The 13,588-nt window shown below is 62.7% G+C and carries 13 protein-coding genes; 9 read left to right on the top strand and 4 right to left on the bottom strand.

Annotated features, from left to right (window positions below):
- Nucleotides 1-522: 522 nt before the first annotated feature.
- Complete coding sequence (locus EN818_RS02815; RefSeq protein WP_095807358.1) at nt 523-954, top strand: hypothetical protein; 432 nt, start codon at nt 523-525, stop codon at nt 952-954.
- A gap of 4 nt (nt 955-958) precedes the next feature.
- Here the strand turns inward: EN818_RS02815 and EN818_RS02810 are convergent, their stop codons facing one another.
- Nucleotides 959-1,639, bottom strand: a complete 681-nt coding sequence (locus tag EN818_RS02810) for a DsbA family protein (RefSeq protein ID WP_095807359.1) — start codon at nt 1,637-1,639, stop codon at nt 959-961.
- 31 nt (nt 1,640-1,670) lie between these two features.
- Nucleotides 1,671-3,491 (bottom strand): extracellular solute-binding protein, encoded by a 1,821-nt coding sequence (locus EN818_RS02805; protein ID WP_095807360.1) that lies wholly within the window; start codon nt 3,489-3,491, stop codon nt 1,671-1,673.
- Nucleotides 3,492-3,775: 284 nt separating this feature from the next.
- On the opposite strand from EN818_RS02805, the gene EN818_RS02800 reads away from it, so the two are divergent.
- The gene (locus EN818_RS02800) at nt 3,776-4,396 is read left to right on the top strand and encodes an invasion associated locus B family protein (RefSeq protein WP_095807361.1); all 621 of its coding nucleotides are present in this window, start codon (nt 3,776-3,778) and stop codon (nt 4,394-4,396) included.
- A gap of 72 nt (nt 4,397-4,468) precedes the next feature.
- Here EN818_RS02800 and hspQ read toward each other — a convergent pair whose 3' ends face one another.
- Entirely contained in the window at nt 4,469-4,792 is a 324-nt protein-coding gene (gene hspQ / locus EN818_RS02795; protein ID WP_165349836.1) for a heat shock protein HspQ, read from the bottom strand.
- A gap of 310 nt (nt 4,793-5,102) precedes the next feature.
- Nucleotides 5,103-6,314 carry a UbiH/UbiF family hydroxylase gene (locus EN818_RS02790; protein WP_095807363.1) on the bottom strand — a complete coding sequence of 404 codons (1,212 nt, stop codon included), beginning with the start codon at nt 6,312-6,314 and terminating at the stop codon, nt 5,103-5,105.
- Nucleotides 6,315-6,414: 100 nt separating this feature from the next.
- On the opposite strand from EN818_RS02790, the gene EN818_RS02785 reads away from it, so the two are divergent.
- The 7 genes from EN818_RS02785 (at nt 6,415) to EN818_RS02755 (ending at nt 13,580) form a co-directional block, all read left to right on the top strand.
- Entirely contained in the window at nt 6,415-7,308 is an 894-nt protein-coding gene (locus EN818_RS02785; RefSeq protein WP_135903948.1) for a DUF2182 domain-containing protein, read from the top strand.
- A 12-nt stretch (nt 7,309-7,320) separates the two neighbouring features.
- Nucleotides 7,321-7,935 carry a DUF1326 domain-containing protein gene (locus EN818_RS02780; protein WP_095807365.1) on the top strand — a complete coding sequence of 205 codons (615 nt, stop codon included), beginning with the start codon at nt 7,321-7,323 and terminating at the stop codon, nt 7,933-7,935.
- Nucleotides 7,932-8,750 (top strand): phosphatidylcholine synthase, encoded by an 819-nt coding sequence (gene pcsA, locus EN818_RS02775; RefSeq protein ID WP_165349835.1) that lies wholly within the window; start codon nt 7,932-7,934, stop codon nt 8,748-8,750. Before EN818_RS02780 ends, pcsA begins: the two co-directional genes overlap by 4 nt.
- Before the next feature lie 30 nt (nt 8,751-8,780).
- Nucleotides 8,781-9,758 carry a quinone oxidoreductase gene (locus EN818_RS02770; protein ID WP_095807366.1) on the top strand — a complete coding sequence of 326 codons (978 nt, stop codon included), beginning with the start codon at nt 8,781-8,783 and terminating at the stop codon, nt 9,756-9,758.
- Nucleotides 9,759-9,973: 215 nt separating this feature from the next.
- Nucleotides 9,974-11,551: an ABC transporter ATP-binding protein gene (locus EN818_RS02765; protein ID WP_165349834.1), complete on the top strand. Its 1,578-nt coding sequence runs from the start codon at nt 9,974-9,976 to the stop codon at nt 11,549-11,551.
- The gene (locus tag EN818_RS02760) at nt 11,548-12,660 is read left to right on the top strand and encodes an ABC transporter permease (RefSeq protein WP_095807368.1); all 1,113 of its coding nucleotides are present in this window, start codon (nt 11,548-11,550) and stop codon (nt 12,658-12,660) included. The genes EN818_RS02765 and EN818_RS02760 overlap by 4 nt, the downstream gene beginning before the upstream one ends.
- Nucleotides 12,660-13,580 (top strand): ABC transporter permease, encoded by a 921-nt coding sequence (locus EN818_RS02755; protein ID WP_095807369.1) that lies wholly within the window; start codon nt 12,660-12,662, stop codon nt 13,578-13,580. The genes EN818_RS02760 and EN818_RS02755 overlap by 1 nt, the downstream gene beginning before the upstream one ends.
- Nucleotides 13,581-13,588 lie beyond the last annotated feature (8 nt).

Raw genomic sequence — 13,588 nt, 5'->3', positions numbered from 1 at the left:
AGGGGCGAGGGTTTCGCGCCCCCGCTAGCTCGTTTTGCCGGTATTGTACGTCGCGGCCTGCCGACCCGAATCACGATCCCGTCCAAACCCTTTTTAGTTTTGTTACGGATAGTAACACCAATTGATCATTTTCTCTTAATTTTTTCCCCTCGAATGTGAGTCCGCCCACTTCGCGTTGCAGCAAGGCAACAGAAATGCATCGGGGCATCGGCACCAAGCCCGCGGGAAACATGAGTGAATTCAGTGAGCTGGAGGAGACTCCTCACGTCCGGCTCTGCTTTCCCCAAGGGAAGCAAAAAACACGGTTTTGTGAACCGAATGCAGCGTAGATCGGCGCGATTTCCGATCGTGAACTCACGGGAAGGGCGGAAAAGTGAGTTCTTGGCGCTTACTGAATGGTCCGTCAACGGGGACGCCCGCGCAGGTGATTCTTCGGATCGCACCCGCAGATGCGATCGGATTTGACAATTCGCGCTTTCCGGATCGAATTTGCTGGCGTGAACTGCACTGAGGGGATTTGAGATGCCTGCACGGGGACTTTCAGCCGCAATCATAACGGCAGCGATGCTGTCTCAGGCGCACGCCGCCAATCAAACCATTCCGGCGAATGCCGAAGGCCAGATCGAATTCATCACGCCGTCCGGCAATATCGGCTGCATCTACACGCCGAAGGGCGGCACCAGCACCTACCAGCCGCAGGATGGCGGTCCGGAACTGAGCTGTTCGCGGGTCGAGCCCAGCTACGTCACGGTCATCCTGGGCCCGACGGGGACCGCCACGCTCATCAACAATCCCGGAGAGCAGGGATGTTGTAGCGACGTGACCAAGCTGCGCTACGGCAATAGATGGAGCAAGGGACCGTTTTCATGCCAGTCGTCGACCAAGGGGCTGAGTTGCTCTGACGACAATGGCCATGGCTTCTTTGTCAGCAAGGCCAAGGTAACCGTCAAATAACCCCTCAGCTGGCCGCTTCCAGTTCGCCGCGCGCTTTGGTGGCCGCGACCTGGCGGATGGCGTCGGCAAGGGTGCCGGCGTCCTGCGCGCCCATGACGGCATATTTGCCTTCGAGCAGAAAGCAGGGCACACCGGTGATGCCCATGCGGGAAGCGGTGGCGATCTCGTTGCGGACCGCGTCGACATCGGCATCCGTCGGCAGCAGCGTTTCGATCACCGAGGCATCCAGGCCGGCGTCGCTGGCGGCTGCGGCCAGCACCGCGTGATCGCCCAGATTGGCTCCCTCTTCGAAATTCAATTGGAAGAGACGGCGCACCAGCCGGTTCTGGGCATCCTCGCCGGCGGCGCCCGCCCATCGGATGACGCGATGGGCGTCGAGCGTGTTCGGCGCGACCTTGATGGCGCCGAACGCGAAGCTGATCCCCTCGGCTTCACCGACAGGCTCGATGCGGGCATGGATCTGGCGGATCCGCTCGTCGCTGCCGAATTTGCCCAGCATGTATTCGCGGCGATCCATGCCTGCCGGCGGAATGGTCGGATCGAGCTGGAACGGCCGCCAGCGCACATGAACCTCGACATCGCTCGCGGCGGCAATGGCCTTGTCCAGGCGCTTCTGGCCGATGAAGCACCAGGGGCAAACCACGTCGGACACGACATCGACGGCGATTGAAGTCTCGGCGCTCATGCTCGTCTCCGTCTTGCGTCGGTCGGGAAGGTCAGTTGGGCTTGCGCCACCAGGTCGGCAGCTGGTACCCGAATATGGGGGTCTTTTGCGGATGTTCCAGATAGTTCCAGTACGCCACCCATTGCTGGGTGTTGTATTGCATCGGAACCATGTAGTTGCCCGAGATCAGCAGGCGATCGAGGACCCGCACCGCGGCGACATAATCTTCCTTGCTGCGGGCATTCAGCATCGCATTGATCGCCGCATCGACCGCGGGGTCCGAGACCCCCGCCAGATTGAACGACCCTTCCTGTTTGGCTGCGAGCGATCCCCAGCGACCGAACTGCTCGCTGCCGGGCGACAGTGAGTTGTTGAAGCCGCTGGAACCGATGAGCACCTCGAAATCGAAGCGCTGCTTGCGTGATTGAATTTGGTCGCCGTCCAGCGTGCGAATGGTGACGTCGATGCCGATCTTCTCCAGCGTGCGCTGATAGAGAGCCGCCAGGCGCTCCTCATCCTGCGATGACGTCATAATCTCGAAGGCCAGGGGATTTCCCTGCGGATCGAGCAGCCTGCCGTCCTGCAGATGATAGCCGGCAGCTTTCAGAAGCTCGAACGCCGCTTTCAACACCTTGCGGTCCTGGCCGGAGCCGTCGGTCACCGGCGGGCGCCAAGTGCCGTCCATCACGTCAGGCGGCACACGGCCGGGGTAGGGGGCAAGCAGCGCCTTCTCGCGGTCATCGGCAGGATGGCCGAGCGCCGAAAGCTCTGAATTCTGCCAGAAGCTCATCGTGCGGTCGAACTTGCCGCCGAACAGGTTCTTGTTGGCCCATTCGAAGTCGTAGAGCATGCCGAGCGCACGCCGCACGACAGGATCGGCAAACTTCGCAAGCCTGGTGTTGAACAGGAAGCCCGTCACCACGGGCGGGATCCCGGTGTCGAAATACTCCTGCTTGACGTCACCCTTGCGGAATGCCGGAAAGTCGATATCGCGCTCGCGCTTGACCGGATCGGATTCGTCGTCGATGGCGCAGATGCCCTTCTTGAACGCTTCCGTTTTGGCGTTGGCGTTGAGGAAATACTCGATTGTGATCTGGTCGAAATTGTCGAAGCCGCGCTTCGACGGGACGTCCTTGCCCCAATAGTCGGGATTGCGCTTGAAGACGATGCGCTGGCCGGGCTGGACCTTGTCAACCATGTATGGACCGCTGCCGATCAGCGGCTTCAGCGTCGTCTTGTCGAACGTTTCCTTGTCGAAAGCGTGCTTGGGGATGATCGGCGTCAGCGCGATGATCAGCGGAAATTCGCGATTGGCCTTCTCGTTGAAGGTGAATTTGACGCTGTGCTCGCCCGTCTTCTCCAGCTTGGCGACCATGCTCATGCGGTCGCTATAAGGCGGGCGGCCCTTGTCGGTGAAGACGTCATAGGTGAACAGCACGTCATCCGGCGTCACCGGTTGGCCGTCCGACCATCTGGCATTCGGATTGAGGTGGAACTCGATGGTCTTGCGCTCCGGGTCCATGTCGGCGGTGTCGGCAAGCAGACCGTAGAGGCTGAAGGGCTCGTTGTAGTTGCGCTGCATCAGCGGCTCGAAGACGAGATTGCCGTAGATCGTGTCGATCATGCCGCGCGCGGTAGTGCGCAGGCTCTTCAGGATGAAGGGATTGAGATTGTCGAAGCTGCCGACGACGCAATAGGTCACGCTGCCGCCCTTCGGCGCATCGGGATTGACGTAGTCGAAATGCTGGTAATCGCTCGGCAGCGCCGGCTCGCCCTGCATGGCGATGCCGTGCTTTGGCTCCGACAAAGCCGGAAGGAGCGAAAGGACCAGAAACGAGGTCGCGGCGGTCAGCCGAACGAGAACGCGGTCCATGACCGTCTCCTTGCAAAGGCGGTTTTGTGATTCGCCGTGCACCCTAGAGCATTTCGTCCGTTGATTGAATCGTTGCGCTGCGACGAAATCCAATCAGGCGAACCGCGGACGCACAAGCAGCAAAACTCTCTCAAGAATCGCAGAAACCGGGCTGGATTCGCTGCCCCCGGCAGTGTAACACGCGCTCCGAAGTCATGCTGTTGCCTCATTTCGGCAACAGGTAGCCAGGCCACCCGGCACGAAGAAGCCGGCCCCCCGGATCATTTGAGAGGAAAGTGCACCATATGACGATGAACGCGTATCGCCTTTCGGTTCTGGCCGCAGGCGTCGTCGGCGTCCTGGGCGCCGGGCTTTTCACCGCCTCGGCACAGCAGGCGCCGCAGATTCCGCAGGGCTGGTTCAAGGCCTGCACCAAGCAGGAAGACGTCGATATCTGCAACGTCCAGAACATCGTCACCGCCGGCAATGGCCAGCTCGTCACCGGCGTCAGTCTGATCGAGCTCAAGGGCAAGGTGAACCGCAAGGTGTTCCAGGTAACGGTTCCGACCGGCCGCATGATCGGTGCCGGCATCGGCCTCCAGATCGATACCGGAAAGGCGCAGAAGCTCGAATACGTGGTCTGCTTCCCCGACCGTTGCGTGGCCGAAGTGCCGCTGACCGACCAACTGGTCGCGTCGTTCAAGAAGGGGCAGGGGATCACCCTTACGTCGATCAATTTCCAGAACCAGCCGAACCCGGTCAAGGTTGCGCTGACCGGCTTCAGCGGCGCCTATGACGGCCCGCCGTTGCAGCAGTCGGACATCGAGGACCGTCAGAAGAAGCTGCAGGACTTCGTTGCCAAGAACAACCAGGACTTCGCCAAGAAGCTCAAGGAAGAGCAGGACAAGGCGAAGACCGCCAACTGATCGCCGGAGCGTTCCTGCGGGAAACAAAAAGCGGGGCAATTGTCCCGCTTTTTTTGCCCCTTCGTTGAGCGGTCAGTGCTTTGAATGACGTTTGGGCTCGTAGCGGCCGTCAGGCAGCTTGTGGAACATCTCGCGGATCTGGGGATGCCGCACGGGCTCCCCAGAGCGGTCCTCGAGCAGATTCTGCTCGGACACGTAGGCGATGTATTCGGTTTCGGAGTTTTCGGCGAGGAGGTGGTAGAAGGGCTGGTCCTTGCGCGGACGCACATCGGCAGGAATGGCCTCGTACCATTCCTCCGTGTTGGCGAATTCCGGATCGACATCGAAGATGATGCCACGAAACGGAAACAGCCGGTGGCGAACCACTTGTCCGATCGAGAATTTGGCCGTTTTCATCACGCTCACCACTTAGGTCCCGAGACGCCTTGCGTGGCCGCGCAGGTTCCTAAGATCTTGAATTTACACGTTGCGCGGTCAAAAATCGACCCCGACTTTCGGCTTGGTGCCTATTTGGCGTAGACGCTGCGGCACTTCAATGGCCTTAAGGCCTAAACCTTTTGCCTGAACCACTGCCGGCGCAAGGGTTAAGCCGCGCTGCCGGCGCCACCGCCGACCGCCATCGACGTCTTCGTCATCGCCCAGCCATATGGCGCCTGGGGCGCGGCGGGGCCCGACCGGGCAGTTTTACCTGGTTTTCTGACCGGTCTTACCGGCCCGCCTCTTTGCGCAGGCCGCCGGCGAGCGCGCGAAAGCCGCTGCCGGGCCGCAGGCCTTCGCGCATGAAGAAGGCGCGCAACGGCGCGAAGCTGCCCAGCGCATTGAGCCCGGCGCTGCGCGCCAGTTGCGCCGGCAGCATGTCCGACAGCAGCGACAAGTTGAGCAGGTTCACCGCGCCGCTGCGTGCCCATATGTCGGGCCGGCGCCTTGTGTCATAGGCAGCGAGGCTCATCCTTGACCCGGGATCTTTGCGGTTTTCGCTAGCGATTCCAATCAGATCGTCGATATCCCTGATGCCCAGGTTCAGGCCTTGCGCGCCGATCGGTGGAAAGACATGGGCCGCTTCCCCAACGAGGGCCACGCGGTTTTGCGCGAAGCGGCCCGGCGAGGCCGCCGATAGCGGATAGATCTGTCGGCCGGCCTCGACCGACACCCGGCCGAGCATCGACTGCATCTGCTCCTCGACCCGAGCAGAAAGCGCGGCATCGTCGAGTGCCGCGAGTTCTTTCGCCGTCTCCGGCTTGACCACCCAGACAAGGCTGGAGCGCTTGCCCGGCAGCGGCACCTGCGTGAAAGGCCCGGTCTCGGTGTGGAATTCGGTCGAGACGAAGCCGTGCTCGCTGCGATGGCTGAAATTGAGGACGAGCGCGGACTGGGGATAAGGCCGCGCGATGGCGCGAATGCCCGCGGCTTCCCGCGCCGGCGACAGGCGCCCGTCGGCCGCGACTGCCAGCGATGCTGAGACCTCGCTGCCATCGGCCAGGCTGGCATGAGCGAGATCGGCATCGAGCCGCCATGTCTCGACCATCGACGTTCGCCACTCGATGCCGGGATGAGTGGCAGCCGTCTTGGCAAGCACCGGGATCAGGACCTTGTTCGGCAAGTTGAGGCCGAACTGCTCTTCGCCGATCTCGCTGGCGCGAAAGGTGACTGTCGGGCTGCGGATCAGCCGCCGGGTCGCATCGACAATTCGCATCACCTTCAACGGCGCTGCTTGCGGCCTGAGCGCGGCAAGCACGCCCAGCCGCTCCAGGACTTTCAAGGCAGGGTTCATCAGGGCGGTGGTGCGGCCATCGCTGCCGGCGGCCTCGGGACCTGCAAGCGTCACGGCGAAGCCTGCCTCGGCGAAGCCGAGCGCTGCGATCAAGCCGGCCGGACCGCTGCCGGCAACCAATATGCGGGCTTTGTCGTTCTGCTCCACGCCAGGCTCCACAAGTGAGGGCGACCCGTCGGGCCTAACTGCGGATATAGGTCAGATCGGCAGGCTTGATCAACGCGGCGATTCGGCCCATTCGAGTGCCATGACCGGCCAGGAGCAGGATTTCAGCCGCCTCGACCGCGCCGGCCGCGCGGCGGCAAGCCTGGCGCGCAGTTCCCGCCTTGCTGTGACCATCGCGCTCGGCGCCGGCCTCGTACTCGCCTGGACTATCCTCACGGCCATGGCTGTCCGTGGCGCTGAAAGCCGCGTCGGCGCGGGCGCTCCCGGCGACGCTCTGCTGCAGGGCCTGCCGCGAATGCCGCTGCCGCAATTCCTCGACCGCTTCTTCGCGCTTTGCCTTGCACCGGCACCGCTCGCAGGCTCGGCAGCCGTGCAGGTCCTCGCGCTCGTCCTGATGTGGTTTCTGATGGCCGTGGCGGCAATGCTGCCTTCGGCGGCGCCGATGATCCGCACCTATTGCGAGATTGCCGATACGGCGACGATCAAGAACGAGCCCGTCGTCCACCCGCTGGTCCTGGTTGCCGGCTATCTCACCACCTGGGTCGTCGCATCGGTCGCGTTCGCGGGACTGACGCTTGCGGCGAGCGCCTTGGCTTCATCGGGCCAGATGCTCGATCCCATTGGCGGACGTGCCGGGGCCGCCGCTCTGCTGATCGCCGGCCTCTACCAGTTCAGTGGGCTGAAGCAGACCTGCCTCAGGAAATGTCGGAATCCGTTCTCGACCTTGTTTGCCAACTGGAGCGCGAAGCCGGCGCGCATCTCCCGCCTTGGGCTGGAGCAGGGCATCTGGTGCCTGGGCTGCTGCTGGGCGCTGATGCTGGTGATGCTCGCCGTCGGCGCGACGAACATTTTGTGGATGGCGCTGATCGGCCTGTTCAGCCTGATCGAAAAACAGACCTCGGGCAGCGTGCCAAGCCGGATCGCCGGTGCGATATTGCTTGTCTGGGCAACCGCCCTGCTAGTAGTCTCCGCCTGAGGGGAGAACTCGATGACGGATCAAAGCTGGGCAATGAAGGGGGAACTGGTACTCTCCTGCAATTGCACGGTTTTTTGCCCCTGCGTGCTGTCCCTCGGCAGCCACCCGCCGAGCGAGGGCTATTGCCAGACTTGGGCAGGTTTCCGCATCGATGCCGGCCATTTCGGCGAGGTCGACCTCTCCGGTCTCAACCTCGGCCTGATCATGGAAATTCCGGGCTATATGAGTCGTGGCAACTGGACCGCCGGCCTGTTCATCGATCAGCGCGCATCGGTCTATGCGGTCAAGGCGCTGACCAGGATTTTCACCGGCAAGGCAGGGGGGACCACTTCGCTGCTTTCGATCCTCGTCGGAAAGTTCCTCGGCGTCGAGCAGGTGCCGATCACCTACGAGACGCGGGACAAGACACGCGTCTTTCAGATCCCCAAGATCATCGACGGCGCCGTGACGCCGGTTCCCGGCAAGAACCGCGAGAAGGACACGGTGATCACGAATTCCGAATACTGGATCGCGCCGGAAATCATCGTGGCGAAATCCGAGAAGAGCAAGATGCGCGCTTTCGGGCGCAACTGGAATTTCGCCGGTCGCTCGGCCGAAATCTGCAAGCTGGACTGGCAGGGACCGTGAGCAAGAACACAGCGGCCAGAAAAGCGGCCAAGAAGATCGCGGATCGGATCCCGCGGCCCAAGAAGAAGGTGACGTGGCCGCAGGCTCGCGCATTTTCCGTGCATCTGCTCACCGCGTCCGGCTCGTTCCTGGCCTTCCTGTCGCTGGTCGCGGCCAGCGAGGAGCGCTGGACAGCGATGTTCTGGTGGCTGGGCCTCGCCTTGTTCGTCGACGGGATCGATGGCCCGATCGCCAGGAAGCTCGAAGTCAAGGAGATCCTGCCGACCTGGTCGGGCGAACTGCTCGACAACATCATCGACTACGTGACCTACGTGCTCATCCCGGCCTTCGCGCTCTATCAGCGCGGGTTCATGGGCGAGAACCTGTCGTTCCTTTCGGCGGCCATCATCGTGGTCTCCAGCGCGATCTACTACGCCGACACCGGCATGAAGACGAAGGAGAACTTCTTCAAGGGTTTCCCCGTCGTCTGGAACATGGTGGTGTTCACGCTCTTTGTCATCGAGCCGGGTCAGTGGGTCTCGTTCGCCGTGGTCGTGGTCGCCGGGATCCTTACCTTCCTGCCGATCAACTTCATCCATCCCGTGCGGGTGGTGCGGCTAAGGCCGCTCAATCTCGGCATGACGCTACTGTGGTGTGCCTTCGGCGCGCTCGCCCTGGCGCAAGCCGCGCTTGCGGCCTTCTACGACAAGATCGGAGTCCTGGGCGAGCAAGTCAGCGACTTCACCAAGATCGGCATCACGGTGACCGGTCTTTATCTCGCCTGCATCGGTGGCCTCATGCAGTTGTTCCCCGGTCTTGGCGCCAAGAAATCCTGACCCTAGATTGGTTCCCGAAAGAGTTGAGCGATGTCCAAGGCGATCCGCATTCATGCCCATGGCGGCCCCGAAGTTCTGACTTATGAGGATGCCGATCCCGGCCAGCCGGGTGCAGGGCAGATCCTGATCAGGCACACGGCCATCGGGCTCAACTTCATCGACGTCTATCACCGGTCGGGCCTTTACCCTCCGCCTGGCGGGTTCCCGCTGATCCCGGGCGGCGAAGCGGCCGGGGTGGTTCTCGCTGTCGGGGCCGGCATAGACTGGCTGAGCCCCGGCGACCGCATCGCCTATGCGGTCACCGTCGGCGCCTATTCCGAACAACGAGTGATTGCCGCCGACCGTGTGGTCAAGGTGCCGGACGGCATCAGCGACGAGCAGGCCGCGGCCATGATGCTGAAAGGCATGACGGCAGAGTATCTGCTGCGCCGCACTTACAAGGTGAAGGCAGGCGACACACTTCTCTATCATGCCGCGGCCGGCGGTGTCGGCCTCATCCTCGGCCAGTGGGCGAAGCACATCGGCGCGACCGTGATCGGCACGGCGAGTTCTGCCGACAAGATCGAGCTCGCAAAGGCGCATGGTTTCGACCACGTCATCAACTACAAGGAGCAGGACTTCGTCGCCGGCGTCGCCGCCATTACCGACGGCAAGAAATGCGATGTGGTCTATGATTCCGTCGGAAACGATACTTTTCCCGCTTCGCTCGATTGTCTGAGGCCACTCGGCATGTTCGTCAGCTTCGGTCAGTCCTCAGGACCGATCCCGCCTTTCCCGGTGTCGCTTCTGGCGCAGAAGGGCTCGCTTTACGTGACCCGGCCGACGCTCTTCGTCTACAACGCCAGGCGCGAGGATCTGGTCGCCTCGGCGCAAGCGCTGTTCGATGTGGTCCTAAGCGGGGCCGTCGAGATCAAGATCAACCAGCGCTATGCGCTGAAAGACGCCGGCCAGGCGCAATCGGATCTGGAGAGCCGCAGGACGACCGGAGCGACCATCCTGGTTCCATGATCGCATTTTGCTCGGTTTCAGGTCCGTTGCCGAAGCTGAAGGCATGCGTTGCCCGAAAAGCTTGCCAGTTCCTTCCACGCTGCCAATAGGTCTATCTTACCTCTTGAGTTTCCGCTGGAATTCTTGAAGCTCTTTCAAGTCGGGTGCCGCTTTCCGACCCAAGCCGGCCGCGCATACGATACCAGCGGGAACACAGAACATATCCGGGAAGCTGGATGGGAGGCACTGTGAGTGCAGATCATGACAGGGCGAACCTGCTCGAGGTTCGTGGCCTTACGAAGATTTTCGGCACGCTGACGGCGTGCAATCATGTCGACCTCAACATTTCGAAGGGCGAGATCCACGCGCTGCTTGGCGAGAACGGCGCCGGCAAGTCGACGCTGGTCAAAATGCTGTTCGGATCGCTCGAGCCCAATTCGGGTGAGATCTTCTGGGAAGGGCAGGCCGTCAGGATCACCAGCCCCGGCGTGGCGAAGAAGCTCGGCATCGGCATGGTGTTCCAGCATTTCTCGCTGTTCGAGGCGCTGACGGTGGCCGAGAATATTGCCCTGTCGCTGAATGACGGGTCGCCGATCGGCGCGATTGCCGCGAAGGCGAGGGCGCTCTCCTACAGTTATGGCCTGCCGCTCGATCCGGAATCGCTGGTCGGCGATCTCTCCGTCGGCGAGCGCCAGCGCATCGAGATTATCCGCTGCCTGCTGCAGACGCCGCAGCTCATCATCCTCGACGAGCCGACCTCGGTGCTGACGCCGCAGGAAGCCGACAAGCTGTTCGAGACACTCGAAAGGCTGCGGGCGGAAGGCAAGTCCATCCTCTACATCTCGCACCGGCTGGAAGAGGTCAAACGCATCTGCGACCGCGCCACGGTGCTGCGCCACGGCAAGGTCGTGGGACATTGCAATCCGCGCCAGGAGACGGCCGCCTCGCTCGCCCGCATGATGGTCGGCAACGAGGTCAAGGCGGTGGTGCGCGCGCCCGCCGAAGGCATGGCGACCGCGCCGGCGCTTCTGGAGATCCGCGCTCTTACCCGCAAGCCGGCAACACCGTTCGCCGTACCGCTCAAGAACATCGATCTCACCGTACGCGCCGGCGAAGTGATCGGAATCGCCGGTGTGGCCGGCAACGGCCAAGGCGAATTCTTCGAATCCGTCTCCGGCGAAGTGCTGCAGCAGGATGCCGCCTCCGTGCGCATCCGCGGCAAGAATGCCGGAGCGCTTTCGATCACCGGCAGGCGGCTGATGGGTGCTGCCTTCGTGCCGGAAGAGCGCCTTGGCCACGGCGCGGCGCCGCGCATGAAGCTTTCGGAGAACCTGCTGCTCTCGCGCCATGCCACCGACGGCAAGGCGTTCGTCGGCTCCGGCGGCATGGTCAAGAATGCTTCCGTCTACAGTGCCGCCCAGCGCATCATCACCGCGATGGATGTGCGCAAGAGTGCGCCCGACCCGGAAGCGGCGGCGCTATCAGGCGGCAATCTGCAGAAATTCATTGTCGGCCGCGAGCTCGATCGCAAGCCGAGCGTCATGGTCGTCAATCAGCCGACCTGGGGCGTCGACGCGGGCGCCGCTGCCCATATCCGCCAGGCGCTGATCGAGCTGGCTCGGAGCGGCTCGGCGGTCCTTGTCATTAGCCAGGACCTCGACGAGCTGTTCGAACTGTCGGACGCGATTGCGGTGATGCACAACGGCGAATTGTCCGCGCCGCTGCCCATCGCCGAGGCGACCTTCGAAAAGATCGGCCTGTTGATGGGCGGCGCCGAGCCCGGCCACGCTCAACACACCATGGAGACGGCATGATGCGCCTCGAACTGGTCAAACGCCCGCAGCGCTCGGCGCTGTTTTCGGTGCTGTCGCCCTTCATCGCCTTCGCGCTGACGATGCTTGCCGGCGCCATCATGTTCGCGTTGCTCGGGGTCAATCCGCTCGACGCCTTCAATATCTATTTCATCCAGCCGGTCAGCGAGATCTGGCAATTGCACGAACTGGCGATCAAGGCAGCGCCGCTCATCCTGATCGCGGTCGGCCTGTCGGTCTGCTACAGGGCCAACATCTGGAATATCGGCGCCGAGGGCCAGTTTATCCTGGGCGGCATCTTTGGCTCGATCGTTCCGGTGCTGTTTCCGGAATTCGAAGGGCCGCTGGTGCTGCCGCTGATGCTGCTGCTCGGCATGCTCGGCGGCGCCCTCTATGCCGCCATCCCGGCGCTGCTGAAAACCCGCTTCAGCACCAACGAGATCCTGACCAGCCTGATGCTGGTCTATGTGGCGCAACTCTTCCTCGACTGGCTTGTGCGCGGGCCCTGGCGCGACCCCGAGGGTCACGGCTTTCCACAGACCATCCAGTTCGGCGACTCGGCCATCCTGCCCGAGTTGATGCCGGACGCCGGCCGCGCCAATTGGGGTTTCGTCTTCGCGCTGGTCGCCGCTGTGGCGATCTGGCTGATGATGAGCCGCATGCTGAAGGGTTTCGAGGTGCGCGTGCTCGGCTCGAGCCCGAGAGCTGGGCGCTTCGCCGGTTTCGGCTTCAACAAGATGGTTTTCTTCACCTTCCTGCTGTCCGGCGCATTGGCCGGTCTTGCCGGCATCTCGGAAGTCTCCGGCGCCATCGGCCAGCTGCAGCCGGTGATCTCGCCCGGCTATGGCTTCACCGCCATCATCGTCGCCTTTCTCGGCAGGCTCAATCCGCTGGGCATCGTCGCCGCGGGCCTCGTGCTGGCGCTGACCTATCTCGGGGGCGAGGCGGTGCAGAGTGCGCTCGGCATCTCCGACAAGGTGGCGCGCGTCTTCCAGGGCATGCTTTTGTTTTTCGTGCTCGGCTGCGACACCCTCATTCACTACCGCATTCGTGTGATCGGCTTCGCGGCGCCGAAACTCGAGGCCGCGCCCAAGCTGGAGGAGGCACGCTGATGGACATCACCATCAACATCCTTTTGACCATCGCGACCGCGGCGACGCCGCTCCTGATCGCGGCGATCGGCGAACTCGTGGTGGAGCGCTCCGGCGTGCTCAATCTCGGCGTCGAAGGCATGATGATCATGGGCGCCGTCGGTGGCTTCGGCGCCGGCTATCTCACCGGATCGCCCTGGATCGGCTTGCTTGCCGCGATCATTGTCGGCGCGCTGTTTTCGCTGCTCTTCGCCGTCATGACTCTGTCGCTGGCGACCAACCAGGTGGCAACCGGCCTGTCCCTGACACTGCTCGGCCTCGGTCTTTCCGGCATGATCGGCACCAGTTTCGTCGGCCAGCCGGGCGTCAGGCTGCCGAACCTCGACATCCCCGTGCTGAGTTCGATCCCTGTGATCGGCAGGCTGATCTTCGGCCAGGATCCGCTGTTCTACATCTCGATCGCGCTCACGGCCGCGGTGATGTGGTTCCTGTTCAGGACGCGCACCGGCCTCACGCTGCGCTCCATCGGCGACAGCCACTCTTCGGCGCATGCGCTCGGCATCAAGGTCATCCGCTACCGCTATCTGGCGGTGATCTTCGGCGGCGCCTGCGCCGGACTTGCCGGCGGACACCTGTCGCTGGTCTATACGCCGCAATGGGTGGAGAACATGAGTGCCGGCCGCGGCTGGATCGCGCTGGCACTGGTGGTGTTCGCCTCCTGGCGTCCGTGGCGGGTGCTGGCCGGCGCCTACATCTTCGGCGCGGTCTGGATCGGCCAGCTTCATGCACAGGCTTTCGGCATTCCGGTGCCCTCGCAGTTCCTTTCTTCGCTCCCCTATCTGGCAACCATCGTGGTTCTCGTTCTAATCTCGCGCAACAAGCGTCTGACGATGATGAACACGCCGGCTTCCTTGGGGCAGCCATTCGTTCCGGATCGTTGACAACAAAA

This window comes from Mesorhizobium sp. M3A.F.Ca.ET.175.01.1.1 (assembly GCF_004791945.1).
Lineage (GTDB): Bacteria > Pseudomonadota > Alphaproteobacteria > Rhizobiales > Rhizobiaceae > Mesorhizobium.
The sequence above is the reverse complement of the archived record's forward strand: the minus strand, read 5'-3'. Positions and strand labels throughout refer to the sequence as shown.

Excerpts from the sequence above, each read along its gene's own strand:
- EN818_RS02815 (WP_095807358.1), top strand. The coding sequence starts at position 523 with ATGCCTGCACGGGGACTTTCAGCCGCAATCATAACGGCAGCGATGCTG.
- EN818_RS02810 (WP_095807359.1), bottom strand. The coding sequence starts at position 1,639 with ATGAGCGCCGAGACTTCAATCGCCGTCGATGTCGTGTCCGACGTGGTT.
- EN818_RS02805 (WP_095807360.1), bottom strand. The coding sequence starts at position 3,491 with ATGGACCGCGTTCTCGTTCGGCTGACCGCCGCGACCTCGTTTCTGGTC.
- EN818_RS02800 (WP_095807361.1), top strand. The coding sequence starts at position 3,776 with ATGACGATGAACGCGTATCGCCTTTCGGTTCTGGCCGCAGGCGTCGTC.
- hspQ (WP_165349836.1), bottom strand. The coding sequence starts at position 4,792 with ATGAAAACGGCCAAATTCTCGATCGGACAAGTGGTTCGCCACCGGCTG.
- EN818_RS02785 (WP_135903948.1), top strand. The coding sequence starts at position 6,415 with ATGACCGGCCAGGAGCAGGATTTCAGCCGCCTCGACCGCGCCGGCCGC.
- EN818_RS02780 (WP_095807365.1), top strand. The coding sequence starts at position 7,321 with ATGACGGATCAAAGCTGGGCAATGAAGGGGGAACTGGTACTCTCCTGC.
- EN818_RS02770 (WP_095807366.1), top strand. The coding sequence starts at position 8,781 with ATGTCCAAGGCGATCCGCATTCATGCCCATGGCGGCCCCGAAGTTCTG.
- EN818_RS02765 (WP_165349834.1), top strand. The coding sequence starts at position 9,974 with ATGGGAGGCACTGTGAGTGCAGATCATGACAGGGCGAACCTGCTCGAG.
- EN818_RS02760 (WP_095807368.1), top strand. The coding sequence starts at position 11,548 with ATGATGCGCCTCGAACTGGTCAAACGCCCGCAGCGCTCGGCGCTGTTT.
- EN818_RS02755 (WP_095807369.1), top strand. The coding sequence starts at position 12,660 with ATGGACATCACCATCAACATCCTTTTGACCATCGCGACCGCGGCGACG.